We start from the raw sequence: 23,636 nt of genomic DNA, 5'->3' as shown, positions 1-23,636 counted from the left end.
GGCCAAAACGAAGAATGACCGCATGATGGGCGGGGATTCTAGCATTTAGTCAGGGGATCGTGTAGGACGCAGCAGATTTGCGCTGCAAGCTTAAAGCGACGAGCCTTGTAGGCTGTTGGAAATGGGAACGACAGAAACCACAAGGGGAGCCGAAGCTCCCCCAGAATTAGTTGCGTGCTCTGTTTTTATTATTGGTTTCGGGCTTCTTGTTTTTGTTGAGTGCCCGCGCCACGAGGTTTTCCCTGCGTGACCCTCCCAATCGGGAGCCAAGAGCAAACGGATTGCTTTGGTCGCTGTGTTGCAGTGATCGATCGATCCAACCAGTTCAGGCATCTGTCTTGAGACAGTTTTTATTGTTCTCGGCCTGGTTGTGGGGCAAGCCCCAAATACAACGCCTCTCCAAAAGAATCAGTTAGCTGCGCCTCTCGCCGTCTTGTTTTTATTGTGCGTGAGTCGATTCGTCTTATTTTTATTGTCTTGTGCATTGCTTGTTATTGTTCTTGTACCAAAGCTATAGCAGGGTGCGTGCCAACTTTTGCGAGACCCAGAAAAATCGGGGGTTCTAAGGTTATGCCGTTTTTCTTGAGGCGAAAAAAAGCCGGGATTTCGTTACCGTAAACCCCGGCTTCTGTTACGTGAAAAAGCTGGGGTAACAGTTTTTTCACATTTATTGCGTTACGACCTTGTACCCCTGTGGGAGCGAGCCTGCTCGCGATTGCGGTGTGCCAGTCGCCTGAATGCAAGCTGATGCACCGTCATCGTCCCACCTTGATCTCAGCTTTCGCTGGCTACCCCGGTCTTGCGACGCGGAATCCCCAGGCGCTGGCGACGTTCCCACAGGCACTTGCGGCTCACCCCCAGCTTGCGTGCCAGTTCGGTCTCGGTCATGTGGTCCTGGTGTTCCAGGACGAAATGCTGGAAGTAGTCTTCCAGGGACAGATCCTCGGTAGGCTCGTGGCTGGTGTTGTTGGCGGCGCCCCCTTGTTGAGGGGCCAGGCCGATGAATTCTTCATCGTCCAGATCACTGAGCTCGACGTCGATTCCCAGCAGGTCGGCGGAGATTTCCGGGCTCTCGCACAGGATCACCGCCCGCTCCACTGCGTTTTCCAACTCCCGGACGTTACCCGGCCAGGCGTAATGACGAATGGCCTGTTCTGCGTCGGGGGCAAACTTCAGGTCGGTGCGGTTGACCCGCGCGCTCTGGCGGGCGAGGAAGGCATTGGCGATTTCGTTGACGTCCGCACCCCGTTCGCGCAGGGCAGGCAGTTTCAGTGCAATGACGTGCAGACGGTAATACAGGTCTTCACGGAACTGGCCGATTTTCGCCAGGCTCTTGAGGTCGCGGTGGGTCGCGGCGATCAGACGTACGTCGACTTTCTGCGACTGCACCGACCCGACCCGACGGATTTCGCCTTCCTGAAGAACCCGCAGCAGCCGTGCCTGGGCCTCCAGCGGCAGTTCGCCGATTTCGTCGAGGAACAGCGTGCCACCGTCCGCGGCTTCTACCAGCCCGGCGCGCCCGGCGCTGGCCCCGGTGAAGGCGCCTTTCTCGTGACCGAACAGCTCGGATTCGATCAGGCTTTCCGGAATTGCCGCGCAGTTCACCGAGATCATCGGCGCCTTGGCCCGACGGGACAGGTTGTGCAGGGCTCGGGCTACCAGTTCCTTGCCGGTCCCGGATTCGCCCTGGATCAGCACGTTGGAGTCGGTTGGCGCCACCTTGCGGATCTTGACGTACAGATCCTGCATGGGAGGACAGGAGCCGATGATGCCGATTTCGCCGTTATTGTTGCCGGCAGCGCCTTTCGTAGCAGTAGCTTTACCGTTCGTCGGCTCTGCCGGATTACCGGTCGCCGTCTGTCGGTCACGCAGGATACGGGCCACGGCCTGGAGCATCTCGTCGTGGTCGAACGGCTTGGCAATGTAGTCCACGGCGCCCATTTTCATGGAGTCGACCGCCGAGCGCAGGCTGGCGTAGCTGGTCATGATCAGCACCGGCGTGCCCTGGCCGAGCTTGATCAGCTCGGTACCGGGCGCGCCGGGCAGGCGCAAGTCGCTCACGATGAGGTCAAATGTTGGGATGCTGAATCGCTCTTGTGCTTCCTGCACGGAACCGGCTTCGCTGACCTGGTACTGGTTGCGTTCCAGCAGGCGGCGCAAGGCGGAGCGGATAATTGTTTCGTCTTCGACGATCAAAATGTGCGGCATTGATTCGATTCTCTCGACGGTCTCAGTTCACAGCGGACGTCGCTTCGACATGACGCGGCAAGGTCACCCGTATACGGGTGCCGCGTTGGCCTTGTACATCGGCCGGGCTGTCGATGGTGATTTGTCCATAATGCTCTTCAACGATGGAATAGACCAGTGCAAGGCCCAGTCCGGTGCCTTCGCCAGGATCCTTGGTGGTGAAGAAGGGTTCGAACAACCGATCCATGATGTTCTGTGGAATACCGCTGCCTTCGTCTTCGACGATCAGATCGATCGTGTGTTCGCTGGCTTCGCTCTTGACCCGCACGGCGCTGCCGGCCGGTGAGGCGTCGCGGGCATTTGAGAGCAGGTTGATCAGCACCTGGGCGAGCCGCTGGGGATCTCCGTCGACCCAATGGTCCGGATCGCACAGGTTGAAGAATTGCACTTCGAAATTGCGCCGGTTAAGGGCCAGCAGACCAATGGCATCCTGGGCCACTTCGGCCAGGCAGACGGGCTCGTCGTTATGCTGGTGCCCGCCGGCATGGGCGAAGCTCATCAGTGACTGCACGATACGCGACACGCGTCGGGTCTGCTCGAGAATCTGGCTGCTGATCTCCGTCAGTTCGCCATCCTCCTCGCGCTCTTCGCGAAGGTTCTGCGCCAGGCAGGCGATACCGGTGATCGGGTTGCCGATCTCGTGGGCCACCCCGGCTGCCAGCCGGCCGATGCTTGCCAGGCGCTCGGAGTGGACCAGCTTGTCTTCGAGCATCTGGGTGTCGGTCAGGTCTTCCACCAGCAGCACCAGGCCGCTGTTGCCCGGTGCGAGCGGCTCGTCGATAGCTGCCTTGTGCAGGTTCAGCCAGCGGGTCTGGCCATCGAGGGCCAGGTGCTGCTTGTGCAAATGCTCGTCCGGCAGGTCGATGAAGCCTTGCAACAAGCCTTTCCATGGCTCGCCCAGGGTGCTCAGGCGTGAACCGACCACGCGCTGGGCGGCGATTCCGGTCAGTTCTTCCATGGCCTTGTTCCACATCAGGATTTCCTGGTCCTTGGCCAGGGAACACACGCCCATTGGCAGTTCCTGCAGGGTCTGGCGGTGATAGCGGCGCAGGGCATCCAGCTCGGCAGCCAGGCCGGTGAGGCGCGAGTGGTAATCCTCGAGGCGGCTTTCAATGAAATGGATGTCCTCGGTGACGTAGTTTTCGCCGCCGGCCTTGTAGGGCAGGAATGTCTCGACCATGTCCTGGGCCACGCTGGGGCCCATCAGCCCGGACAGGTTGGCTTCGATCCGGTCCCGCAGGCGACGCAAGGCATAGGGGCGGCGCTCATCGAAAGGCAGGTAAAGGTCCCGCAGGGCCTGTTCGACTTCCTTTTGCGCCGCCTTCGCACCCAGGGGCTTGGCCAGTTGCGTAGCGAACTCCTGGGGCGAGGCCGCGTGCAATTCACGGCGTTGCGGGCGGCGAACATTGTCTACGGCACAGGCTTCGGCGGCGCTGGCTTCTTCGCTGCTGGCATTGGTGAACAGCGATATCAGGGTAAACATCAGCACGTTCGCCGCCAGGGAGGCGATGGCGGCCATGTGCCAACTGGTGTCGTCGAGCACATAGATCATATTCAGCAACGGGATATAGAAGCCCTGCAGGTTGCCCAACAGTGGCAGCAGCATCGCAACCAGCCAGACCAGGATGCCCGCCAGCAGGCCGGCGATGAAGCCACGGCGGTTGGCGGTCGGCCAGTACAGCACCGACAGCACGCCGGGCAGGAACTGCAAAGTGGCGACGAAGGCGACGATACCCAGGTTGGCCAGGTCCTGCCCGTCGCCCAGCATCAGGTAGAAACCGTAGCCGGCCATGATGATTGCGACGATCAGTGCCCGCCGGGTCCATTTCAGCCAGCGGTAGATGTTGCCTTCGGCCGGTGGCTGGTAGAGCGGCAGCACCAGGTGGTTGAGGGCCATGCCCGACAGCGCCAGGGTGGTGACGATGATCAGGCCGCTGGCCGCCGACAGGCCGCCGATATAGGCCAGCAGCGCCAAGGCCTGGTTGTTGGCGGCGATACCGATGCCGAGGGTGAAGTATTCCGGATTGGTACTTGCCCCCAGCTTCAACCCGGCCCACAGGATCAGCGGCACGGCCAGGCTCATCAGCAGCAGAAACAGCGGCAGGCCCCAGCTCGCGCTCACCAGCGAGCGCGGGTTGAGGTTCTCGGTAAAAGTCATGTGGTACATGTGTGGCATCACGATCGCCGAAGCGAAGAACACCAGCAGCAGCGTACGCCACGGGCCTTCCTGCAATGGTGTGTGCAGGGCTGCGAGGGCGGTCTGGTTCTGCAGCAGCCATAGTTCAAGCTGTTGCGGGCCGTTGAATACGCCATAGAGCGCATAGAGGCCGACGCCACCGATGGCGATCAGCTTGATCACCGACTCGAAGGCGATGGCGAACACCAGGCCTTCGTGTTTTTCCCGGGTGGCGATGTGCCGGGAACCGAAGAAAATCGTGAACAGGATGATCAGGACGCAGAAACTCAGGGCCACCCGGTGCTGCACCGGCTCGTGGGTCAGGATGCTGATGGAGTCGGCCACGGCCTGCATTTGCAGGGCCAGGAGCGGTAACACCCCGACCAGCATGAAGATCGTGGTCAGGGCGCCGGCCCACGTGCTGCGGAAACGAAAGGCGAACAGGTCGGCCAGGGATGACAGCTGGTAGGTGCGGGTGATTTTCAGGATCGGGTAGAGCAACACCGGGGCCAGCAGGAAGGCCCCCGACACACCCAGGTAACTGGACAGGAAGCCATAGCCATACTGGTAGGCCAGCCCGACCGTGCCGTAGAACGCCCACGCACTGGCATAGACGCCCAGCGACAGGGTGTAGGTCAGCGGGTGGCGGATGATCGCCCGGGGAATCATGCCCCGTTCGCTGATCCAGGCCACGCCGAACAGCACTGCCAGGTAGGCGGCGCTGATCAGGATCATCTGGGTCAGGCTAAAGCTCATCGGCATCTTTTTGGCTCTGCAGGATGAAGGTCACGACAATCAGGATCAGCCAGAGCAGATACGGCCGATACCAGGCACCCGTGGCATCGATCCACCAATCCATGATGGCCGGGGAGAACAGATAAATCCCCACTACCAGGAGCAGGACCAAGCGATAGATGTACATCCCGGCCTCTCTTTTTACGCGCGTGCCCGAAAACGTGCGGCGATGGTAACGGATGGGCGCCAAGCTGCAAGGGCCGTCAACGTATTTGCGCCTCGGGCAGGGTCATTGTGCGCGGGATCCTTGCCGCATCCCAGTGGCGAACGCCCCAGGCCAGCAGCTCCCGAGGGGTGGCATCGACCAGTTCGACACCCGGCTCCTGGCCCAGCGCCCGCAGGGCCCTGCACAGCAACGGCGTGGCCTGGTCGGCCGCCAACGGCGGCGAACGGTAGGATTTGCCCAGCTTGTGTCCGTCCGGTTGGGTGATCAACGGTACATGCAGGTAACGCGGTTGTGGCAATCCGAGCAGCTCTTGCAGATAGAGTTGGCGCGGCGTGGAGTCCAGCAGGTCGGCGCCGCGCACGATATCGGTCACCCCTTGCCAGGCGTCATCCAGCACCACGGCCAGTTGATAGGCATAAAGCCCATCGCGGCGACGGATGACGAAATCGCCGGCCTCGCGGCCCAGATGCTGGCGGAACTCGCCTTGTACCCGGTCGATGAAGTGATATTCGAGCTCGGGGACGCGCAGACGAATGGCGGCGTCTTTGGTACCGTGCCCGGCGTTGCGGCACAACCCCGGATAAATACCCTGGTACGCCTCCAGTTGCTTGCGTGAACAGGTGCAGGCATAAGCCAGGCCTTGGCTGAACAGGCGGTTGATGACCTGATCGTAGGCCGCATGGCGCTCGCTCTGGCGGACCATCTCGCCGTCCCATTCGAAACCGTAGCTTTCCAAGGCCTTGAGGATCGCCATTTGCGCGCCAGGTTCTTCCCGGGGTGGATCGAGGTCTTCCATGCGCAGCAGCCAGCGCCCACCGACGGCCCGGGCATCCAGGTACGACGCCAGGGCAGCGACCAGCGAGCCGAAATGCAGATGGCCGCTGGGGGTGGGGGCGAAGCGGCCGATGTAAGAGGAGGTGGCAGTCATAGGGAAATAATAGTGGAGGGAGCGAGCAGGCTCGCGCCCACAAGGGGTTCATGGGCTAAATGAGCTTATGCAAACAAAAAACGGAGCGTATGAACGCTCCGTTTTCGGTAACAGCTCAGGCAAATTACTTGCCGACCTGTTTTTCCTTGATTTCCGCCAGGGTCTTGCAGTCGATGCACAAGTCGGCAGTAGGGCGGGCTTCCAGGCGGCGGATGCCGATCTCGATGCCGCAGGACTCACACCAGCCATACTCTTCGTCTTCGATCAGTTGCAACGTCTTGTCGATTTTCTTGATCAGCTTGCGCTCACGGTCACGTGCACGCAGTTCCAGGCTGAATTCTTCTTCCTGACTGGCACGGTCGGCCGGGTCGGGGAAGTTGGCCGCTTCGTCTTTCATGTGGTCCACGGTGCGGTCGACTTCCTGCATCAAGTCCTGTTTCCACTTGTTCAGGATCTTGGTGAAGTGCGCGCGCATGGGGGCGCCCATGTACTCTTCGCCCTCTTTGGGGACATAAGGCTCAAACCCGCTGAGCGACTGATTTTGATTTTGCTTTGCTTGGGTGGGCATGAATGGACCGCCTCTACTCTTGTAATCCACTACGCAGGATTGCTCCATCACCGACACCTGCCGGCCCTGCGGCTGCAAGCGGGCGAACTTACCAGATCGAATCGGGCCGCGCCACTCCCGGTTGTCGAGCCTGCGGCGGGCGGGGCTTCGCAAAGCATGGCCGGGTTCGGTCCGGTGAAGAGGTCATCCTGCTCAATGCTTGATTCTAGTCAAGCCTGGGCCAATCGCCGGAGTCATTTCCTGCGATCCGGGGGCTATGACCCCTTCAGGCTTGCGCTCGTTCCCGCAGTTGTTTCTGACTTGGGCAGAGAGTTGGGTAGAATCGGTTCTTTTTCATGCGAAGGAAGGCTAATGGCTCAGCCCTACAGTGCGCGCAGTCGCGCCATCGAACCTTTCCACGTGATGGCGTTGCTGGCCCGTGCCAATGAACTGCAGGCCGCCGGACACGACGTCATCCATCTGGAGATCGGCGAGCCGGATTTCACCACGGCCGAGCCGATCATCCAGGCCGGCCAGGCCGCGCTCGCGGCGGGCAAGACCCGTTACACCGCGGCTCGCGGCATCCCCGAGCTGCGTGAGGCCATCGCTGGCTTCTATGGGCAACGTTACGGCGTGAGCATCGATCCTCGACGTATCCTTATTACGCCGGGCGGGTCCGGTGCATTGCTGCTGGCCAGCGCGTTGCTGGTAGATCCAGGTAAACACTGGTTGCTGGCTGACCCAGGCTACCCCTGCAACCGTCACTTCCTGCGCTTGGTGGAGGGCGCGGCGCAACTGGTGCCGGTGGGGCCGGAGGTGCGTTACCAGTTGACCCCCGAGCTGGTGAACCGGCATTGGGACCAGGACAGCGTCGGTGCACTGGTGGCGTCGCCGGCCAACCCGACCGGGACGCTGCTCTCCCGGGACGAGCTGGCTGGCCTGTCGAAAGCGATCAAGGCCCGCAATGGCCATCTGGTGGTGGATGAGATCTATCACGGCCTGACCTATGGCACCGAGGCCGCCAGCGTGCTGGAAGTCGACGACGATGCCTTCGTCCTGAATAGTTTTTCCAAGTATTTCGGCATGACCGGTTGGCGACTGGGCTGGCTGGTGGCGCCTTCGGCCGCCGTCAGCGAGTTGGAAAAACTTGCGCAGAACCTCTACATCAGTGCGCCGAGCATGGCCCAGTACGCGGCCCTGGCCTGTTTCGAGCCGGCGACCATCGAGATTTTCGAGCAGCGTCGGGCCGAATTCGCGCTACGTCGCGATTTTCTGCTGCCGGCCTTGCGCGAGCTGGGTTTCGGCATTGCGGTCGAGCCGGAGGGCGCGTTCTACCTCTATGCCGATATCCGTGCATTCGGTGGCGATGCCTTTGCTTTTTGCCAGCACTTCCTGGAAACCGAACACGTGGCGTTCACCCCCGGGCTGGACTTCGGCCGCCACCAGGCCGGACACCATGTGCGCTTCGCCTATACCCAGAGCCTGCCGCGGCTACAGGAAGCGGTGGAGCGAATAGCGCGCGGACTGCGGAGCTGGCAAGGCTGATGCGCTTTTCTCCTGCGCTGGAAGAGGGCCGACTGATCCGGCGCTACAAGCGTTTCCTTGCCGATATCGAAACCCTCGATGGTGAACAGCTGACCATCCACTGTCCAAATACCGGTTCGATGCTCAATTGCATGGCCGAAGGCGCACGGGTCTGGTTCAGTCGTTCCAGCGATCCCAAGCGCAAGCTGCCCGGGACCTGGGAAGTTGGCGAAACCCCGCAGGGGCGGCTGGCCTGCATCAATACCGCGCGGGCCAACGGCCTGATCGAGGAGGCGTTGCGGGCTGGGGTGATCAGCGAGCTCAATGGCTTCATCGGGTTGAAGCGGGAAGTGGCCTACGGCGTGGAGAACAGTCGTATCGACTTTCGCCTGGATTACGAGCACGGCTCGGCCTGGGTCGAAGTCAAGAGCGTTACGCTGGGTTTCGATGGCACGAACGTCGCTGCATTTCCCGACGCCGTGACCCAGCGCGGTGCCAAACACCTGAGGGAACTGGCTTGCCTGGCACGCGAAGGTGTGCGTGCGGTGCAGCTGTATTGCGTGAATCTGAGCGGCATCGACGCAGTGCGTCCGGCCGTGGAAATCGACCCGGGGTACGCGGCAGCCTTGCGCGAAGCGGCAGCGGCGGGGGTGCAGGTACTGGCTTATGGGGTCACGCTGACGCCCGAACAGATGTGGGTGGATCGTGCGTTGCCGGTGCTCCTTGAGCCGTTACAGCTTGACCCAGATGCCGTGCGCGTCCTCCCGGCTGTCTAGCGCCACCAGGAATTGACCGGCACAAGGACCGGCCACGCATTCACCGCTTTCGATCAGAAACAGCGCGCCATGGGTGGCGCACTGGATCAGGCTGGCGCTGGTGTCGAGGAATTGGTCGGGTTGCCACTCCAGCGGTACGCCGCGGTGCGGACAGCGGTTGAGATACACATGGACCTTACCGGCACGCCGTACCGCCAGCACCTTGTGCCCCTCGATGTCGAAACCGCGACTGTCGTTGTCGGCCAGTTCGGCGTTGCTGCACAGAAATTTCATGTGTGTCTCGATGCTGATGTTGAATGCCTCCCCGTGGGGGATTCCACAGTTGACGGTCCGGACAAAGTATTCATCAAATGTCGGGTCGAGAGTACTCGGCCTGACGACTCCATGCCCATTCGTGAATACCTTTATCGAGAACGCCGCCCGATGCGCCTGATTCTGATTCTGGTCTTGAGTGCCCTGGTCGCTTGCCAGAGCATCGCACCGCCACCCATCAACGGGCGGGTCCGTGACCTGCACAACGGGGAGGCCGTTGCGCCCGGGGCGCTGATCGAACGGCTGGCGAAGGCACCTCGGGTCATCGTGGGTGAGCAGCATGACAATCCGGATCACCACGCGCTGGAATTATGGCTGCTCCAGGCCCTGGCCGAGCAGCGGGCGCAAGGCAGCCTGCTGCTGGAAATGCTTACGCCCGGCCAGCAGTCACGGGTCGATGGGTTCGCCAGTTACCGGCCATGCCGGAAAACCTGCCCGGCGCGCTGGATTGGTCAGCGGGTTGGGATTGGAGACTGTATGGGCCTGTCGTCGAATACGCCTTGGCGCAACATTACCCGTTGTTGTCCGCCAATCTGGACGCTGTCGAGATTCAGCGCTTCTACCGGCGAGCGCCAGACTTGAGCGGTGTTCGCTCCAATAGGGCGGCGGTAAAGAACGAATTGCTGGGGCAGATTCGCGACTCCCACTGCGGCTTGCTACCGGAATCGCAGTTGCCGGCAATGGTGGCCGTCCAGCAACAGCGGGATCGGCGCATGGCCGAGCGATTATTGACTGCGCCAACCCCCGCACTTTTGTTTGCAGGCGCTTGGCACGGACGCAAGGATGTCGGCGTGCCGCTGCATACGTTGGACCTCGGGACCGCAGAGGCGCCGGTGGTTCTGATGCTGGCCGAGGAAGGCAGCGAGGTCACCTCGGCGATGGCGGATTACGTCTGGTACACACCGGCCACGCCGCCCGTGGACTATTGCGCGCAAATGCGCGGACAGCCTTAGGCATTTCGCGGACAAAAAAAGACCCGGCAAAAGCCGGGTCAAATAACCGTGATTAGCCTGATGAGGAGATATCTGAGAGTCCGAACCAAGGGCTTTTCAAATATCGACCAGTCTCGCGACCGGATGTGTTAATCATAGCGATTCTCATTACCATGTCAAACGTTGTTTTCCAATCAGTCCAAATAACTGCTGTGGGCATGACCGTGGCGAATAGCATCAGGCCTTGTGGCGTGCGGAAATGGCGTCCAACTGCTTGTTCAACGCTTCCTTGCGCTCGGCCGGGATGTCGTTCCAGTGCATGTCCATCAGCGCGCCTTCAATCGCATACAGAAGCACCTTGGAGGCTCGAAAACCACGGGTGCGCACAGCACGATAGGCATCGACCGCTCCGAGTCGACGCAGATCCGAGGCGCTGTGGATCCCCACGGCGTGTAGCCATTGGGCCGACGTCTTGCCCAGATTTTTCAGGTGCTGCAGTTCATCATTCATCGAGCCTCCTTGCGACGGCCGACTGTTCAGTGGGCAAGTTTCTCAGGAGTGTAGCGCTCAGTAGGAAAAGCGTGATTCTTTGGCAGGATTGTCGCAAAAACTTCTAAGGCATAACGCACGATGAAGGCAGCCGTGGCACCGCATGCCCATCCAGCGCGGGCAGGGGCGCTGGAGGTCGTGTGGGCTTGCCTGTGTCTGGTGAATCAGCGGGTGCGGTAGCGCAACCGGGTGCCGAAGTTCATCGACATCAGAATTTCGTCAGCCGACAGCTCGGGAGGGAAATAGGCGCCGGAAATTTGCGCATGGGCCAGGCTCGCGCCTTCCAGCTTCGACTTGCGGAAATCGACGCCACGCAGATCGGCGGAACGGAAGTAAGCGTCCGTGAAGTCGACGTCGTCCACGTTCAGTTCGCGCAGGTCGAGCCCGCGGAAGTCACCACCGCAAAGATCGACCGGGCCTTGGGGGCGTTCCTTGTTGAAGCCTGCGATGTCATCTTTGCGCAGCAAGGCGTACAGCGGAGTGTTGAGGATCTTCGGGCGGTTCATGTCGGGTCACCTGTTGGTTTTATGGCGCCAGTATAGTGCCACTACTTGGCGGCCGTGAAGCCGGGTGTCGCTTCACGGTCGAAATAGTTGCCTACAGGCCTGGCAGGCGCTGGCGGATCTGCGCGACCACGTTGTCGAGCGTGCCGCTTTCATTGGTCTGGACCGGTTTGCTGCAGAGAATTTCTTCCGGCGTCAGGGCTTCGCGATTGGCCTGCTGTGCGGCGATGACGGCCAGCGTCGCGTCGGAAGGGTCTTTCTGATCGGCCTGACGCTGCGCGAGCCTGCTTTCGACGACCGCTTGCGGTGCATTGCAATCGAGGATCAGGAACGGCGTGCCCGTTGATTCGGCGATTTTCGCTGCGGCTTCACGCTGATCGCGCTTGAGGTAAGTCGCATCGATGACCACCGGGAACCCGGCGCGCAGGATCCCATCGGCGATTTCATGCAGGCGGGCATATGTGGTGCTGCTGGCATCGCTGCTATAGATGCCGGCCTGGGGATCGTTCGGCACCTGTTGCTCACCGAACAGGCGCTTGCGCTCCACGTCCGAACGCAGGCGAATGGCCCCCAGCGCTTCCACCAGGCGCATCGCGACGTGGCTTTTGCCCACCGCCGAAACACCATGGGTAATGGCCAGGAACGGCGATGGAATGGTGCTGTAGCTTTCAGCCAGGTTGGCGTAGTTACGGTATTGGCGCAGGGTGGTGGCGCGTTGCACCGGGTCGGCTTCGGCCGGCATGCTGAACAGTGCGATCTTGGCCCGAACCAGGGCCCGGTAGGCTTTGTAGAAGTTCAGCAGTTCCAGTCCCTGGTAGTCGCCGGTCAATTCCAGGTACTGGCTGACGAAACGGCGCGCCAGGGACTTGAGACCACGGTCCTCGAGGTCCATCGCGAGGAAGCCGGTGTCGGCGTAGACGTCGGTGAAACGGAACGGTTCGTTGAACTCGATGCAGTCGAAAATCACCACGTTGCCATCGATCACGGTGGCATTTCCCAGGTGAATGTCGCCGTGGCATTCGCGGATGAAGCCTTCGGCCTTGCGCTGGATGAATAGTGGCTTGAGGCGTTCGAAACTGCTTTCAGCCCAGGCTTGCAAGGCTTCGAGCTGCGCCAGGTCAGCCTTGTCGCTGAGGAACGGGCGGATCTGTTCGAAGTTCTGCCGCACCGGTGCCATTACGCTATCTGGAGTGCCGGCCGGGTTTTCGGCGGGGACCTTGGGCGTGGAGAGGTGGAACCGGGCGATCTGTTCAGCCATTTCGTCGACGTGGGCGGTGGTCAATTCGCCGTTGGCTTGCAACGTGCTGAGCAGTTGGCTTTGCGGGAACTGACGCATCTTCAGGGCGTATTCGATCGCCGGCCCGTCACCGTTCAGCTGTGGCGCTTCGGCGCTGCCGGTGATCGGCAGCACTTCCAGGTACAGGTCCCGGGTCAAGCGCTGGTTCAGGCGCAGCTCTTCGCCACAGAAGTGCTTGCGAGCGTTCAGGTCAGTGAAGTCGAGGAAGCCGAAATTGACCGGTTTCTTGAACTTGTAGGCATAAGGACCGGTGAGCAAGACCCAGGAAATGTGGGTTTCGATAACCTGGAACCCTTCGACGGGGTGTGGGTAGAGGGCCGGGTTTTGCAGGGCAGCGATCAGTGACTGGCTCACAGGCGATCCTTCAGAGTCTGGAAAATTCAAGGCCGTCATTATGGCGGCAAGCTGAGTTAACGCAAACCGGATGGCCTGTACATCACGCAGCTTATCGGGCTCATGTTGAACCCTCGCAAAGTGCGTATAATCCGCCGCCATGACTCGTACCCGATCCCCTCGTACCCCCAAGAAACCACCCGCCAGCCGCCTGCGGCCCTGGTTGGGCTGGGCCCTTAAACTCGGCCTGGTAGGCCTCGTCGTGCTTGCCGGCTTTGCCGTCTATCTCGACGCGGTGGTCCAGGAAAAATTCTCCGGCAAGCGCTGGACAATCCCGGCCAAGGTCTACGCGCGGCCGCTGGAACTGTTCGTCGGACAGAAGCTGAGCAAAGACGACTTCCTCACTGAGCTCGATGCCCTGGGCTATCGCCGTGAAAGCGTGGCCAACGGTCCGGGCGAAGCTTCCGTCAATGGCAACACTGTCGATCTCAATACCCGTGGCTTCCAGTTCTATGAAGGCATGGAACAGGCGCAAGCGGTGCGCGTGCGGTTTTCCGGCGATTACGTGGCTGCGCTGACGGGGGCCAACAATGCCAGTCTGTCGGTGGTACGCCTCGAGCCGTTGCTTATCGGCGGCCTGTATCCTAAGAACCTCGAAGACCGGATCCTGATCAAGATCGACCAGGTTCCGCCGTTCCTGATCGATACGCTGGTCGCCGTTGAAGACCGGGATTTCTATCATCACTTCGGCGTCTCGCCCAAGTCGATTGCCCGGGCCGTCTGGGTCAACACCTCCTCGGGGCATATGCGCCAGGGCGGTAGCACCCTGACCCAACAGCTGGTCAAGAACTTCTACCTGACCAACGAGCGCAGCCTCACCCGCAAGCTCACCGAAGCCATGATGGCGCTGTTGCTGGAGTTGCATTACGACAAGCAGGAGATCCTCGAGGCGTACCTCAACGAGGTCTTCATTGGCCAGGACGGCCAGCGGGCGGTGCACGGTTTCGGCCTCGCCAGCCAGTTCTTTTTCAGCCAGCCATTGTCCGAGCTCAAGCTGCATCAGGTGGCGCTGCTGGTAGGCATGGTCAAGGGGCCGTCTTCCTACAATCCGCGGCGTAATCCGGAGCGGGCCCTCGAGCGTCGCAATCTGGTGCTCGACTTGCTGCAACAACAAGGCGTGGCGACGGCCGAGCAGGTCGAAGCGGCGAAGAAGATGCCATTGGGCGTGACCAAGCGCGGCAGCCTGGCGGACAGCTCGTTCCCCGGTTTCCTCGACCTGGTCAAGCGGCAACTGCGTGAAGACTATCGCGACGAAGACTTGACCGAAGAAGGCCTGCGGATTTTCACCAGTTTCGACCCGATCCTGCAGATGAAAGCCGAAGCGTCGGTCGAGGACACCTTCAAGCGCCTGGGCGCGCGCAAGGGCGCCGAGGACGTGGAGGCCGCCATGGTGGTGACCAACCCGGAAACCGGTGAAGTCCAGGCCATGATCGGCAGTCGCCAGGCCAGTTTTGCCGGTTTCAACCGGGCCCTGGATGCCGTGCGCCCGATCGGCTCGCTGATCAAGCCGGCGGTTTACCTTACCGCCCTGGAAAAACCAAGCCAGTACACGCTGACCAGTTGGCTGTCGGACGAGGTGTTCTCGGTCAAGGGCGCGGATGGCCAGGTGTGGAAGCCGCAGAACTATGACCGGCGTTCCCACGGTACGGTTTTCCTGTATCAGGGGCTGGCGCATTCCTACAACTTGTCCACGGCTCGCCTGGGGCTGGAAGTCGGTGTGCCGAACGTGCTCAAGACGCTGGCGCGCCTGGGCGTCAGCCGCGAGTTGCCGGCGTTCCCGTCAATGCTGCTGGGGGCCGGTGGTCTCACACCGATCGAAGTCGCGGCGATGTACCAGACCCTGGCCAACGGCGGCTTCAATACACCGATGCGCGGGATCCGCAGCGTGCTCACCGCCGACGGCGAGCCACTCAAGCGTTATCCGTTCCAGATCCAGCAACGTTTCGATCCGGGTTCCATCTACCTGATCCAGAGCGCCATGCAACGAGTCATGCGTGAGGGTACCGGTAGCTCGGTCTATAACGTGCTGCCCCGGACCCTGACGCTGGCGGGCAAGACCGGTACCAGTAACGATTCCCGTGACAGCTGGTTCGCCGGTTTCAGCCAGGACCTGCTGGCTGTGGTCTGGCTCGGTCGTGATGACAATGGCAAGACGCCGTTCACCGGCGCCACCGGTGCGTTGCAGGTCTGGACCAGCTTCATGCGCAAGGCCGACCCGTTGCCGCTGGACATGCCGCAGCCGGACAACGTCGTTCAGGCCTGGGTCGATTCGCGCACTGGCCAAGGCTCCGATGCCAATTGCCCGGGTGCGGTGCAGATGCCGTATATTCGCGGTAGCGAACCACCACCCGGTGCCGCCTGCGGCGGACAGAATCCAGCCGAGTCGGTGATGGATTGGGTCAAGGACTGGATGAATTAAGCAAAGAGGGTTTCACGTGAACAAGTGGTTGATTCCAGCGGTAACTGCCGTGGCTTTGCTCAGTGGTTGCTCGACCGTACAGCGCGGTTCGATTCCGGTTGTCGACTCCGGCACTGCTGTCTCCAATAGTGAGCGGGTGTCGGCCAACGGCGGTTTCCGTCAAACGACGGTGAAACGGCCGGTGCAAGGCCAGGTCCAGGCGATTCCGCAAGGCGACACCGGTGTGGTCGTGATGGTGCCCGGTGGCGGTGCCACGACCTCGGCACCGATCAGTACCACGCCGATCACGCCCGGCCCCATCACGCCGGGTCCTATCGAGACCGCGCCGATCAATCAGGGCAGCTACAGCATGCCGACGTCGCCCGGCAGCATTCCTTCGGCCAGCTCCGGTGGCCTGTCCGCCGATGAGCAACTGGATGGCCCGGTGCTAGCGCTGCTGACCACCGCCCAACAGCAACAGGCTGGCGGCGACCTCAATGGTGCCTCCTCCAGTCTGGAGCGCGCCCAGCGCGTAGCCCCGCGTGAACCCCAGGTTCTTTATCGCCTGGCCCAGGTGCGCATGGCCCAGGGCGACGCGCCGCAAGCCGAGCAACTGGCCCGTCGTGGCCTGACGTTCACCAGCGGTCGTCCGGCCCTTCAGGCCAGCCTGTGGGAGCTGATAGCCCAGGCGCGTGAGAAACAAGGTGATTCGGCCGGCGCGGCGCTGGCCCGTCAGAAGGCCAAGGTTTCGCTCTGATGGATACGCGTTTTCCCCAGATCGCCGATCAGCTGCTGCTGATCGAGCGGGAGTTGCGGGTCCAGGGCTGGTGGAGCAGCGTTTCGCCTTCGGTCGAAGCGCTGGCCAGTGTCGAGCCGTTTGCGGTCGACACCCTGGACTTCGAGCAATGGCTGCAGTGGATTTTCCTGCCGCGGATGAAAGCCATCCTGGAAAATGACCTGCCGCTGCCCAACGCCTCGGGCATCCTTGCCATGGCGGAAATGGTCTATGCCCAGCGACCGGGGCAGGGCATCGAGTTGCAGCGACTGCTGTCGCAGTTCGACCGGTTGATCAGCGACGCTAGCTGACTGCCGTCACTGGCAGTGCTCCTCGATCTGTTCGCTCGTCTCGTCGATTCGCTGGCGTCGTTCCTCGTCAGTAAGGCGGCGCATTTCCCCTTCCACGTCTTCACGAACCCGCGGGTTGTTCTTCAATTGCGCGAGGTTCGTCCGGGCCTGCTCGCAGAACACCTTGAGCTGGGCTTCCTGGTCAGCCACTTGCTGCTTGACCTGTTCGTCAATGGCCTTTTGGTCGCCAATGATGCCGGTGGGCGCGCGCGCGGGCGGTTTGCCGACAGGCGGTGAGGATTGGATAACGGTCGCGGCCCCTGTGCCTTCGGGCGGCTGGGCGCTGAAATGGGTCACCCCTTGGGCGTCTACCCATTTGTAGATCTGACCGGCCATGCATATCGGGCTCAGGCCAACCAGCAGGCTGGCCGTCAGTAGGAACATTCGCATGCTGTTTCCTTGTCATGGATTGCGCAATTGAAGCTAACACAGTTGTCGTTTAAAGGTTTTTTCTTGCGTTCTCATGCGCTTACTTCGAATAAACCACATAGACGACTTGACTTGCAGAGGGCGAAACAGAAGAATCCAAAGTCCGCTGTAGAGGGACTGCCAGAAGCAGGCCCACTCGGCAGATCATGAGGCGCATATCCGCGTCGACCTGTTACACCCGCAACGCGTTACCTCGCGCTGGGTGGGAAAGGCCCGCAACACTTGGGACGATCCCAATACTTGCTCAGTCAGTGCTGACGTAGTCGGCGACCACCGTCGCTCATGCTCTGCCGAGAAGTAAACCTATTAAGACCCGTCCCCTTTTGAGGGGCGGTATTCTGGCGTTTTAGAGGTGAACAACGTGGAGCTTTTATCTGGCGGTGAGATGCTCGTCCGCTTCTTGCGTGACGAAGGCGTCAAATATATCTACGGGTACCCGGGTGGTGCTCTTCTTCATGTCTATGATGCCCTGTTCAAAGAACCGGAAGTGACCCACATCCTGGTTCGTCACGAGCAGGCGGCAACCCACATGGCTGACGGCTACGCCCGCGCCACCGGCAAGGCCGGCGTGGTGTTGGTGACTTCCGGTCCTGGCGCCACGAACGCCATCACCGGCATCGCCACGGCCTACATGGACTCCATCCCGATGGTGATCATCTCCGGCCAGGTGCCCAGCACCATGGTCGGCACCGATGCGTTCCAGGAAACCGACATGATCGGTATCTCCCGACCGATCGTGAAGCACAGCTTCATGATCAAGCATCCGTCGGAAATCCCGGAAGTCATGAAGAAAGCCTTCTACCTGGCCGAGTCCGGTCGTCCGGGCCCGGTGGTGGTCGATGTCCCGAAAGACATGACCAATCCGGCCGAGAAATTCGAATACATTTTCCCGAAGAAAGCCAAGCTGCGCTCGTACAGCCCGGCCGTACGCGGTCACTCCGGGCAGATCCGCAAGGCAGCCGAAATGCTCCTGGCGGCCAAGCGTCCCGTGCTGTATTCGGGTGGTGGCGTGATCCTCGGTGGTGGCTCCGCGCCGCTGACCGAATTGGCGAAGATGCTCAACCTACCGGTCACCAATACGCTGATGGGCCTGGGCGCCTTCCCGGGCACCGACCGTCAGTTCATCGGTATGCTCGGCATGCACGGCAGCTACACCGCCAACCTGGCGATGCACCATGCCGATGTGATCCTGGCCGTCGGCGCACGTTTCGATGACCGGGTCATCAACGGTGCGGCGAAGTTCTGCCCGAACGCCAAGATCATCCACATCGACATCGATCCTGCGTCCATTTCCAAGACCATCAAGGCAGACGTGCCGATTGTCGGTCCCGTGGAGAGCGTCCTGACCGAAATGGTCGCGATCCTCAAGGAAATCGGCGAGACCCCGAACAAGGAGGCCGTGGCCAATTGGTGGAAGCAGGTCGATGAGTGGCGTGGCGATCGTGGCCTGTTTCCCTACGACAAGGGCGACGGCAGCGTGATCAAGCCGCAGACCGTGATCGAAACCCTCTGCGAAGTGACCAAAGGCGATGCCTTCGTGACCTCCGACGTGGGCCAGCACCAGATGTTCGCCGCGCAATACTACAAGTTCAACAAGCCCAACCGCTGGATCAACTCCGGTGGCCTGGGCACCATGGGCTTCGGTTTCCCGGCGGCCATGGGTATCAAGTTGAGCTTCCCGGATGTCGACGTCGCCTGCGTTACCGGTGAGGGCAGCATCCAGATGAACATCCAGGAACTGTCCACCTGCCTGCAATACGGTTTGCCGGTGAAGATCGTGATCCTGAACAACGGTGTGCTGGGTATGGTCCGCCAATGGCAGGACATGAGCTACGGCAGCCGTCACTCGCACTCCTACATGGAATCGTTGCCTGATTTCGTCAAGTTGGCCGAGGCCTATGGTCACGTCGGTGTGCGCATCACCGAATCGAAGGACCTGAAGTCGAAGATGGAGGAGGCGTTCGCCATGAAGGATCGCCTGGTGCTCATCGATATTGCGGTCGACACCAGCGAACACGTCTACCCGATGCAGATCAAAGACGGTTCCATGCGCGATATGTGGCTGAGCAAGACGGAGCGTACCTAATCATGCGGCATATTATTTCCCTGCTTCTGGAAAACGAACCGGGTGCTCTGTCTCGCGTAGTGGGCCTGTTCTCGCAGCGCAACTACAACATCGAAAGCCTGACGGTGGCGCCAACCGAGGACCCGACCCTGTCGCGTCTGACGCTGACCACCGTAGGCCACGATGAAATCATCGAGCAGATCACCAAGAACCTAAACAAGCTGATCGAGGTGGTCAAGCTCGTGGACCTGTCGGAAAGTGCTCACATCGAGCGCGAACTGATGCTGGTCAAGGTCAAGGCCACCGGTGCCCAGCGCGCCGAGATCAAACGCACTACCGATATTTATCGTGGGCAGATCGTCGATGTCAGCGCCAGCGTCTATACCGTTCAGTTGACCGGTACCAGCGACAAGCTCGACAGCTTCATCCAATCGATCGGCACTGCCTCGATTCTGGAAACCGTACGCAGTGGCGTCACCGGGATTGCCCGTGGCGACAAAGTACTGAGCATCTAAATCAAATTAGCGAATGGCCTGAATGGCCGGATATAGGGGAAATTCATGAAAGTTTTCTACGATAAAGATTGCGACCTGTCGATCATCCAGGGCAAGAAAGTCGCCATCATCGGCTACGGTTCCCAGGGTCACGCCCAGGCGTGCAACCTGAAGGACTCCGGCGTTGACGTGACTGTTGGCCTGCGCAAGGGCTCGGCCACCGTTGCCAAGGCAGAAGCCCATGGCCTGAAAGTGGCTGACGTGGCTTCCGCCGTTGCCGCCGCCGACCTGGTCATGATCCTGACCCCGGACGAGTTCCAGGGCGCGCTGTACCGCGATGAAATCGAGCCGAACATCAAGAAGGGCGCTACCCTGGCCTTCTCCCATGGTTTCTCGATCCATTACAACCAGGTCGTGCCGCGCGCTGACCTCGACGTGATCATGATCGCGCCGAAGGCTCCGGGCCACACCGTGCGTTCCGAATTCGTCAAGGGCGGCGGTATCCCTGACCTGATCGCGATCTACCAGGACGCATCGGGCAACGCCAAGAACGTAGCCCTGTCCTACGCCGCCGGTGTTGGCGGTGGTCGTACCGGTATCATCGAAACCACCTTCAAGGACGAAACTGAAACCGACCTGTTCGGCGAGCAGGCCGTTCTGTGCGGCGGTACCGTCGAGCTGGTGAAAGCCGGTTTCGAAACCCTGGTCGAAGCTGGCTACGCGCCGGAAATGGCCTACTTCGAGTGCCTGCACGAACTGAAGTTGATCGTTGACCTCATGTACGAAGGCGGCATCGCCAACATGAACTACTCGATCTCCAACAACGCCGAATACGGCGAGTACGTGACCGGTCCGGAAGTGATCAACGCCGAGTCTCGTCAGGCCATGCGCAACGCCCTGAAACGTATTCAGGATGGCGAATACGCCAAGATGTTCATCAGCGAAGGCGCCACCGGCTATCCTTCGATGACCGCCAAGCGTCGCAACAACGCTGCCCACGGCATCGAGATCATCGGCGAGCAACTGCGCTCGATGATGCCTTGGATCAGCGCCAACAAGATCGTCGACAAAGCCAAGAACTGAGTCGCGGACTTGATCGAAAAACGCGGCCTCGGCCGCGTTTTTTCGTTTGGACGATGGCTTCTGGTATAAAGCTGCATCGTTTGCGGCCGAACCGTCGTCCCAGACGCCTGTCGAATTTTTTCACACCGTTGCAAGGTACTGTCCATGAGCGAACGTCCCGACGAGCCAAACCAGGCTCCTGACGCCGAAAGCATGCTGCCCATCGATGAACACGTCGAAGAAGGTCATGACGCTGAAGGCCGTAAGGTCCGGCATCGTGGCATCTATCTGCTGCCGAACCTGTTCACCACCGCCAATCTGTTTGCCGGTTTCTATTCCATCATCAGTTCCATGAGCGCCCAGGCCGCCCTGAGCGCCGGCGATAGCGCGGGGGCGAGCCGCTATTTTGCTTTCGCCGCCATCGCGATCTTTGTCGCCATGGTGCTCGATGGCCTGGACGGGCGGGTGGCTCGTATGACCAATACCCAGAGCGCATTTGGTGCCGAGTACGATTCCCTGTCGGACATGGTCGCTTTCGGCGTGGCTCCAGCCTTGCTGGCGTTCGGTTGGGCGCTGGGAGACATGGGTAAGGTGGGCTGGATGGTCGCCTTCATTTATGTGGCGGGCGCCGCGTTGCGTCTGGCGCGTTTCAACACCCAGGTCGGCAAGGCTGACAAACGCTATTTCATCGGCCTGGCGAGTCCGGCTGCGGCAGGTGTCGTGGCGGGTGTGGTCTGGGCGTTCAGCGACTATGGCATCCAGGGTTCGAAGATGTCCTTCCTGGTGGCGCTGCTGGTGGCGGCGGCCGGTATGCTGATGGTCAGCAATATCAAGTACAACAGCTTCAAGGAGCTGGATCTGAAGGGGCGTGTGCCGTTCGTGGCAATCCTGGCGGTGGTGCTGGTGTTCGCAGTGGTCTTCAGCGATCCGCCGCGTATCCTGCTGCTGGTATTCCTTGCTTACGCTGCGTCCGGCCCGGTTCAGTACCTGTTGCGCCTGCGTCGTCACAAAAGCGCCGAGTGATGTAATTTCCCCCATACTCCGCAGTCTATTGGTGCATCTGCCCTCCAATACTGCGGAGTTGTCATGTTGATCAAGATCTCCAGGTCGTCCGACTGTCGTGAATCGGACGTCACCCCCGAATCCCTCTATTTATCCCGTCGTCAGATGCTGGGAGCAACCATGGCTGGCCTTGCCGTGAGCAGCTTGCCGCGCTGGGCGAGCGCTGCCGATGCGGCGCGCTATCCCGACGTGGAGCCGGGCAAGGCGCCGTCCTGGTTTGCCGAGAAACTACCCTCAACCCAATGGGGCGCGGTGACGGTCAAGAATGAACCGATCACGCCGTTCAAGGATGCGACCCATTACAACAACTTCTATGAGTTCGGAACCGACAAAGGCGATCCAGCGGCCAATGCCGGGTCTTTGAAAACCGAGCCCTGGAGCGTGGTGGTGGATGGAGAGGTGGGCAAGCCAGGGCGCTATGCTCTGGAAGACTTCATGAAGCCCTATCAGTTGGAGGAGCGGATCTATCGACTGCGCTGCGTGGAGGCCTGGTCGATGGTCATTCCGTGGATCGGCTTCCCTGTCTCTGCGCTGCTCAAGCAGGTTGAACCGACCTCCAAGGCCAAGTTCATCCGTTTTGAAACGTTGCAGGATCCGAAGACCATGCCCGGCCAGCGCTCGGGCTTCGCCTTGATCGACTGGCCTTATGTAGAGGGCTTGCGACTGGATGAGGCGATGAATCCACTGGCCATCCTCGCGGTTGGCATGTATGGGCGGGAGTTGCCGAACCAGAACGGCGCACCACTGCGGTTGGTGGTGCCATGGAAGTATGGCTTTAAAAGTGTGAAATCCATTGTGCGTATCAGTCTGGTCAGCGAACAACCCAAGACGACCTGGCAAAGCATTGCGTCGGACGAGTACGGCTTCTATGCCAACGTCAACCCGACGGTCGATCACCCGCGCTGGACCCAGGCGCATGAGCGTCGTCTGCCGAGCGGACTGTTCAGTCCCAATGTGCGCGATACATTGATGTTCAACGGCTATCAGGATGAAGTTGCTTCTTTATATGCAGGGATGGACCTGAGGAAGGACTACTGATGCGTTTTCCAATGTGGCGGGTTGGCGTCTTCGTCGCGGCGGCGATCTGGCCGTTGCTCTGGCTCTACGAGGCGTTGATGAATGCGTTGGGCCCCGATCCCGGCAAAGTACTGGTGGACCGGTTGGGATTGGGTACGCTGATCCTGCTCCTCATCACCTTGAGCATGACCCCTTTGCAGAGGTTGACGGGGTGGGCGGGGTGGATCGCGGTCAGGCGCCAGCTCGGACTCTGGTGCTTCACTTATGTGGTGTTGCACTTGAGTAGCTACTTGGCCTTCATCTTGGGATTCGATTGGTCGCAGTTGGGCGTCGAATTGAGCAAGCGGCCATACATCATCGTCGGGGTGCTTGGGTTTCTCGGTTTGTTGGTCCTGGCCGTCACGTCCAACCGTTATAGCCAGCGACGCCTGGGTGTGCGTTGGAAGAAGCTGCATCGCCTGGTTTACCTCATTCTCGGACTTGGGTTGTTGCATATGCTGTGGATCGTGCGGGCGGATCTGAAGGAATGGGCAATCTATGCCTTCATCGGAGGTGTCCTGATGGTGCTGAGGATTCCCTCGATTACGCGACGGATTCCGCGTTTGGTGGGCAAGAGAGTATCTTCTGCAACAAAAGCGTAATTAAGGGTTGACGGCAGATTCTGAGTCTCTATAATTCGCCCCACTTCCGGCGCAGTCGAAACGGAAAACTCTTTGAGTTTCAATGAGTTAGATGTTTTCTGGTAGCGCAGGTCTTCAGTTCATCGAAGTCCGGAAGAAGTCGGCAGGGCAGGTGGTTTGGCTCGGTTTGACGGTTCGATCTTCTCGGTCGAAAGCGGT

21 protein-coding genes and 1 pseudogene are annotated in these 23,636 nt (G+C 60.5%); 12 read left to right on the top strand and 10 right to left on the bottom strand.

The window, feature by feature from the left end; genetic code table 11:
* Positions 1-774: 774 nt before the first annotated feature.
* The 5 genes from FBX99_RS27685 to dksA all read right to left on the bottom strand — a co-directional run bounded on the left by FBX99_RS27685 (position 775) and on the right by dksA (position 6,880).
* Positions 775-2,208, bottom strand: coding sequence for a sigma-54 dependent transcriptional regulator (locus tag FBX99_RS27685; RefSeq protein ID WP_145133650.1), 1,434 nt, complete (start codon positions 2,206-2,208; stop codon positions 775-777).
* 22 nt (positions 2,209-2,230) lie between these two features.
* Positions 2,231-5,185 (bottom strand): sensor histidine kinase, encoded by a 2,955-nt coding sequence (locus FBX99_RS27680; protein WP_177329297.1) that lies wholly within the window; start codon positions 5,183-5,185, stop codon positions 2,231-2,233.
* A complete protein-coding gene (locus FBX99_RS27675) occupies positions 5,169-5,345 on the bottom strand; it encodes a hypothetical protein (RefSeq protein WP_003176118.1) in 177 nt (58 codons plus the stop codon). The genes FBX99_RS27680 and FBX99_RS27675 overlap by 17 nt, the downstream gene beginning before the upstream one ends.
* A 76-nt stretch (positions 5,346-5,421) precedes the next feature.
* The gene (gluQRS, locus tag FBX99_RS27670) at positions 5,422-6,312 is read right to left on the bottom strand and encodes a tRNA glutamyl-Q(34) synthetase GluQRS (RefSeq protein WP_144929978.1); all 891 of its coding nucleotides are present in this window, start codon (positions 6,310-6,312) and stop codon (positions 5,422-5,424) included.
* 124 nt (positions 6,313-6,436) lie between these two features.
* On the bottom strand, positions 6,437-6,880 hold the full coding sequence (gene dksA / locus FBX99_RS27665) for an RNA polymerase-binding protein DksA (protein ID WP_047698275.1): 444 nt from the start codon (positions 6,878-6,880) through the stop codon (positions 6,437-6,439).
* Positions 6,881-7,231: 351 nt separating this feature from the next.
* On the opposite strand from dksA, the gene FBX99_RS27660 reads away from it, so the two are divergent.
* Complete coding sequence (locus FBX99_RS27660; RefSeq protein WP_144929979.1) at positions 7,232-8,404, top strand: pyridoxal phosphate-dependent aminotransferase; 1,173 nt, start codon at positions 7,232-7,234, stop codon at positions 8,402-8,404.
* Positions 8,404-9,159 (top strand): DNA/RNA nuclease SfsA, encoded by a 756-nt coding sequence (gene sfsA / locus FBX99_RS27655; RefSeq protein ID WP_145133648.1) that lies wholly within the window; start codon positions 8,404-8,406, stop codon positions 9,157-9,159. The genes FBX99_RS27660 and sfsA overlap by 1 nt, the downstream gene beginning before the upstream one ends.
* Here the strand turns inward: sfsA and FBX99_RS27650 are convergent.
* Entirely contained in the window at positions 9,115-9,432 is a 318-nt protein-coding gene (locus FBX99_RS27650; protein ID WP_144929981.1) for a Rieske (2Fe-2S) protein, read from the bottom strand. The two genes, sfsA and FBX99_RS27650, sit on opposite strands and share 45 nt — an antisense overlap.
* 150 nt (positions 9,433-9,582) lie before the next feature.
* On the opposite strand from FBX99_RS27650, the pseudogene FBX99_RS27645 reads away from it, so the two are divergent.
* Positions 9,583-10,424: pseudogene (locus FBX99_RS27645) on the top strand (ChaN family lipoprotein).
* A 216-nt stretch (positions 10,425-10,640) separates the two neighbouring features.
* Here FBX99_RS27645 and FBX99_RS27640 read toward each other — a convergent pair.
* The 3 genes from FBX99_RS27640 to FBX99_RS27630 all read right to left on the bottom strand — a co-directional run bounded on the left by FBX99_RS27640 (position 10,641) and on the right by FBX99_RS27630 (position 13,106).
* A complete protein-coding gene (locus tag FBX99_RS27640) occupies positions 10,641-10,913 on the bottom strand; it encodes a TfoX/Sxy family protein (protein WP_039593847.1) in 273 nt (90 codons plus the stop codon).
* Positions 10,914-11,116: 203 nt separating this feature from the next.
* The gene (locus FBX99_RS27635; protein ID WP_047698266.1) at positions 11,117-11,458 is read right to left on the bottom strand and encodes a pentapeptide repeat-containing protein; all 342 of its coding nucleotides are present in this window, start codon (positions 11,456-11,458) and stop codon (positions 11,117-11,119) included.
* Between the two features lie 91 nt (positions 11,459-11,549).
* On the bottom strand, positions 11,550-13,106 hold the full coding sequence (locus FBX99_RS27630; protein WP_144929982.1) for a bifunctional aminoglycoside phosphotransferase/ATP-binding protein: 1,557 nt from the start codon (positions 13,104-13,106) through the stop codon (positions 11,550-11,552).
* Positions 13,107-13,245: 139 nt separating this feature from the next.
* On the opposite strand from FBX99_RS27630, the gene mrcB reads away from it, so the two are divergent.
* From mrcB to FBX99_RS27615, 3 genes are read left to right on the top strand one after another with little or no spacing between them, the layout of a single operon-like run.
* A complete protein-coding gene (gene mrcB / locus FBX99_RS27625; protein WP_041020673.1) occupies positions 13,246-15,564 on the top strand; it encodes a penicillin-binding protein 1B in 2,319 nt (772 codons plus the stop codon).
* A gap of 16 nt (positions 15,565-15,580) precedes the next feature.
* On the top strand, positions 15,581-16,300 hold the full coding sequence (locus FBX99_RS27620) for a M48 family metallopeptidase (RefSeq protein ID WP_144929983.1): 720 nt from the start codon (positions 15,581-15,583) through the stop codon (positions 16,298-16,300).
* Entirely contained in the window at positions 16,300-16,629 is a 330-nt protein-coding gene (locus tag FBX99_RS27615) for a YqcC family protein (protein WP_144929984.1), read from the top strand. Before FBX99_RS27620 ends, FBX99_RS27615 begins: the two co-directional genes overlap by 1 nt.
* Positions 16,630-16,635: 6 nt before the next feature.
* Here the strand turns inward: FBX99_RS27615 and FBX99_RS27610 are convergent, their stop codons facing one another.
* Positions 16,636-17,058: a DUF4124 domain-containing protein gene (locus tag FBX99_RS27610; protein ID WP_178112105.1), complete on the bottom strand. Its 423-nt coding sequence runs from the start codon at positions 17,056-17,058 to the stop codon at positions 16,636-16,638.
* A gap of 400 nt (positions 17,059-17,458) precedes the next feature.
* Here FBX99_RS27610 and FBX99_RS27605 point away from each other — a divergent pair, with 400 nt between their 5' ends.
* The 6 genes from FBX99_RS27605 to msrQ all read left to right on the top strand — a co-directional run bounded on the left by FBX99_RS27605 (position 17,459) and on the right by msrQ (position 23,438).
* Positions 17,459-19,183, top strand: a complete 1,725-nt coding sequence (locus FBX99_RS27605) for an acetolactate synthase 3 large subunit (RefSeq protein ID WP_144929985.1) — start codon at positions 17,459-17,461, stop codon at positions 19,181-19,183.
* A gap of 2 nt (positions 19,184-19,185) precedes the next feature.
* Positions 19,186-19,677 carry an acetolactate synthase small subunit gene (ilvN, locus tag FBX99_RS27600; protein ID WP_003205610.1) on the top strand — a complete coding sequence of 164 codons (492 nt, stop codon included), beginning with the start codon at positions 19,186-19,188 and terminating at the stop codon, positions 19,675-19,677.
* Between the two features lie 45 nt (positions 19,678-19,722).
* Entirely contained in the window at positions 19,723-20,739 is a 1,017-nt protein-coding gene (gene ilvC / locus FBX99_RS27595) for a ketol-acid reductoisomerase (RefSeq protein WP_024779611.1), read from the top strand.
* 144 nt (positions 20,740-20,883) lie between these two features.
* Positions 20,884-21,741, top strand: coding sequence for a CDP-diacylglycerol--serine O-phosphatidyltransferase (gene pssA, locus FBX99_RS27590; protein WP_041020669.1), 858 nt, complete (start codon positions 20,884-20,886; stop codon positions 21,739-21,741).
* A gap of 63 nt (positions 21,742-21,804) precedes the next feature.
* Complete coding sequence (gene msrP, locus FBX99_RS27585) at positions 21,805-22,818, top strand: protein-methionine-sulfoxide reductase catalytic subunit MsrP (protein WP_145133645.1); 1,014 nt, start codon at positions 21,805-21,807, stop codon at positions 22,816-22,818.
* Complete coding sequence (gene msrQ / locus FBX99_RS27580) at positions 22,818-23,438, top strand: protein-methionine-sulfoxide reductase heme-binding subunit MsrQ (RefSeq protein WP_144929987.1); 621 nt, start codon at positions 22,818-22,820, stop codon at positions 23,436-23,438. Before msrP ends, msrQ begins: the two co-directional genes overlap by 1 nt.
* Positions 23,439-23,636 lie beyond the last annotated feature (198 nt).

The organism is Pseudomonas sp. SJZ074 (assembly GCF_007828215.1).
Classification (GTDB): Bacteria; Pseudomonadota; Gammaproteobacteria; order Pseudomonadales; family Pseudomonadaceae; genus Aquipseudomonas.
Note: the sequence above shows the minus strand (reverse complement) of the source record. Positions and strands in the feature narration are given on the sequence as shown.